Annotated in this window: 3 protein-coding genes and 1 pseudogene; 1 reads left to right on the top strand and 3 read right to left on the bottom strand. The window is 45.3% G+C overall.

Annotated elements, in window-relative coordinates; genetic code table 11:
* A pseudogene (locus V7Z64_RS12475) lies at positions 1-89 on the top strand (cyclase family protein); the annotation flags it as partial.
* A gap of 40 nt (positions 90-129) precedes the next feature.
* Here the strand turns inward: V7Z64_RS12475 and gndA are convergent.
* The 3 genes from gndA to V7Z64_RS12460 form a co-directional block, all read right to left on the bottom strand.
* Positions 130-1539: an NADP-dependent phosphogluconate dehydrogenase gene (gene gndA / locus V7Z64_RS12470; RefSeq protein WP_297990780.1), complete on the bottom strand. Its 1410-nt coding sequence runs from the start codon at positions 1537-1539 to the stop codon at positions 130-132.
* A 65-nt stretch (positions 1540-1604) separates the two neighbouring features.
* Positions 1605-2072, bottom strand: a complete 468-nt coding sequence (locus V7Z64_RS12465; RefSeq protein ID WP_297990779.1) for a chemotaxis protein CheW — start codon at positions 2070-2072, stop codon at positions 1605-1607.
* Between the two features lie 4 nt (positions 2073-2076).
* Complete coding sequence (locus tag V7Z64_RS12460; RefSeq protein WP_297990777.1) at positions 2077-3201, bottom strand: M20/M25/M40 family metallo-hydrolase; 1125 nt, start codon at positions 3199-3201, stop codon at positions 2077-2079.
* Positions 3202-3332: the final 131 nt, after the last annotated feature.

Genomic DNA, 3332 nt, shown 5'->3' with positions numbered 1-3332 from the left:
CAGCAGGCGAATATTGGATGGTCGCCGCTCCACTTAAACTCGTCGGCACTGACGCCGCTCCAGCGCGCGTATTATTGTTTGAACAATAATAAACACCCCCTAGAGTCTCTTGCCCTAGGGGGTGTTCGTTTATTTCAACCATTCCGTATGGAACACGCCTTCTTTGTCAATGCGCTCGTATGTGTGGGCACCGAAGTAGTCGCGCTGTGCTTGGATCAAGTTCGCTGGCAATGTTTCCATCCGGTAGCTGTCGTAGTATGCTAGTGCGCTAGCGAACGCTGGAACCGGGATGCCGCGCATCGCTGCCGTTGCGACGATTTCGCGGAGCGATTGTTGATAGTTTTCAACAATGTCTTTAAAGTATGGGTCGAGCAATAAGTTAGAAAGCGATGGGTCGCGGTCGTACGCTTCCTTAATTTTTTGTAAAAATTGCGCACGAATAATGCAGCCGCCGCGGAAAATCATCGCGATATTGCCGTATTGCAAATTCCAGTTGTATTCTTCCGATGCAGCTTTCATTTGCGCAAAGCCTTGAGCGTACGAGCAAATTTTGCTCATGTAAAGCGCGCGGCGAACGGCTTCAATAAAGTGCGCGCGGTCGCCCTCGTACGGCTTCACTGCTGGGCCTGCTAATAACTTGCTTGCTTTGACGCGCTCTTCTTTCATCGCCGAAATAAAGCGAGCGAATACCGACTCGGTAATGATCGGAAGCGGCACGCCTAGATCGAGCGCGTTTTGGCTCGTCCATTTTCCTGTGCCTTTTTGCCCTGCTTTGTCTAAAATGACATCAACAAGCGGCTTGCCTGTTTCTTCATCGATTTTTGTGAAAATGTCTGCTGTAATTTCAATTAAATAGCTGTCTAATTCCCCTTTATTCCACTCGGCAAACACTTCATGAAGCTCTTGGGCGTTTAATCCGAGCACATGTTTTAATAAAAAGTACGCCTCGGCAATTAATTGCATATCGCCATATTCAATTCCGTTATGCACCATTTTTACGTAATGACCTGCACCGTCTGGACCGATGTATGTCGTGCATGGCTCACCGTCGACTTTTGCCGCAATTGCTTCGAAAATCGAGCGAACGAGTTCATGCGCCTCTTTTTGTCCACCAGGCATAATTGAAGGACCTTTTAATGCCCCTTCTTCTCCACCTGAAACACCTGTGCCGATGAAGTGAATGCCTAGTTCCGCAAGTTCTTTATTGCGGCGCTGTGTATCTTTAAAATACGTATTGCCGCCATCGATGACGATATCACCTTTTTCTAAATGCGGCTTTAGTTGTTCGATTGTTGCGTCTGTCGCGGCACCTGCTTTTACCATTAATAAAATTTTGCGCGGCTTCTCAAGCGCGTGAACAAACTCTTCAATGCTGTATGTACCAACGATGTTTTTTCCTTCTGCTTCCTTTACAAACTCATCTGTTTTTTCACGCGAACGGTTATACACAGCAACGGAATATCCACGGCTTTCAATGTTGAGCGCCAAGTTTTTTCCCATGACTGCTAAACCGATCACACCAATTTGTTGTTTCGCCATAGTAAACGTTCCTTTCTATATTTTGATTGTTCAAAAAAGAACATACCACAATCGTCTTTTCTCGTTCAAGTGTTCTGTCTCTCATTCTTTATATGTTCTTTAATGATACTTGCTCCTTCTAAATGATTAAACAATATCGTAGGATCGATGACTGTAATGAGCCGATCAGGCAAGTTAGCAATGCCGATAAAATACGGCGTCCGCTGATAAGCAAGCATATGGACTTGCTTCATCATATCAGGCGGAATGTCGATAATTTCTTTTGCATCATCAACAATAAAAGATACATATACATCGTCCGTCTGAACGACGAGCAAGCGCGTTTTTTCCGTCTCCGTATATGGGAGGCGATATAAAATTTGCGACGTATCAAGCACAGGAACGAGCTCACCACGAATGCGCACAACGCCAAGCATGTACGAAGGCATGCCTGGAATGATCGTTGGGGAGCTCATTTTTTCAATGGATACGACATGTTCAACTGGAATGGCATATTGCTCATTAGAAAGTTGAAACACGACAACTTTATTCATCGTCTCACCCCTTTGCAGCCACTTCCTCAATAATAGCGATGACCATTTCCGTTGTTTTGACGAGTTCTTCAATTGGCATACGTTCATTTGTTGTATGAATGTCTTCATAACCGATCGCTAAGTTAACAGTTGGAATGCCAAAGCCGGCAATAATATTTGCATCGCTTCCCCCGCCGCTGCGCAACAACTCATGTGGACGACCAATTTTTTCAACCGCTCGTTTTGCCACTTCAACGACATGATCTCCGTCACCAAATTTAAATCCTGGGTACATGACTTCGACGTGAACATCTGCTCGGCCGCCCATTTCCTCCGCTACGCGTTCGAACGTTTCTTTCATTTTTGCCACTTGCGCTTCCATTTTTTCTGGAACGAGCGAACGTGCCTCCGCTAAAATATCGACGCGATCGCAAACGATATTCGTCTGCGTTCCCCCTTCAAAACGACCGATATTTGCGGTTGTTTCTTCATCGATGCGACCGAGCGGCATTTGGGCGATCGCTTTTGCGGCAATTGTAATCGCTGATACGCCACGCTCTGGAGCTACACCGGCGTGAGCCGTTTTTCCGTGAATAGTCACCTTTAACTTCGCCTGTGTCGGAGCAGCAACGATAATTTGTCCGACTTTTCCATCGCTATCTAATGCATATCCGAATTTGGCTTGAATAAGCGATCGGTCGAGCGCCTTCGCGCCAACAAGCCCAGACTCTTCACCAACCGTAATTACAAATTGAATAAGTCCATGAGCGATATGTTGTTCTTTTAGCACACGAATGGCTTCAAACATCGCAGCAAGCCCGGCCTTATCGTCCGCCCCTAAAATCGTTGTCCCGTCTGTAACGATGTACCTGCCTTGAATAGACGGCTTCACTCCTTTTCCAGGGACGACTGTATCCATATGAGATGTAAAGTAAATCGGATCTACCCCTTCTTTTGTCGCAGGCAATGTACAAATTAAATTTCCTGCCCCATGCCCTGTTTGCGCTGTCGTATCATCTTCAATAACGTGCAAACCGAGCGCTTCAAACCTTGCTTTTAATACATCCGCAATATGAAGCTCATATTTCGTCTCTGAATCAATTTGCACGAGCTCTAGAAATTCATTGACTAAACGCTGCTCATTGATCATGTAGCATCCTCCTATGTATATACTCACTTTAAGTATAACGGATTTTTATATCGTTTGCGAAACGTACGATTTTTTAAAAACATATATACCGCCAAAAATATGGCGGTATAATTTATAACGGAATATTCCCA

It is taken from the genome of Anoxybacillus sp., assembly GCF_036834105.1.
GTDB lineage: Bacteria > Bacillota > Bacilli > Bacillales > Anoxybacillaceae > Anoxybacillus.
This window is presented reverse-complemented; position numbering and strand designations above follow the sequence as displayed.

Coding starts and splice junctions, on each gene's coding strand:
- gndA (WP_297990780.1), bottom strand. CDS start 1,539: ATGGCGAAACAACAAATTGGTGTGATCGGTTTAGCAGTCATGGGAAAA.
- V7Z64_RS12465 (WP_297990779.1), bottom strand. CDS start 2,072: ATGAATAAAGTTGTCGTGTTTCAACTTTCTAATGAGCAATATGCCATT.
- V7Z64_RS12460 (WP_297990777.1), bottom strand. CDS start 3,201: ATGATCAATGAGCAGCGTTTAGTCAATGAATTTCTAGAGCTCGTGCAA.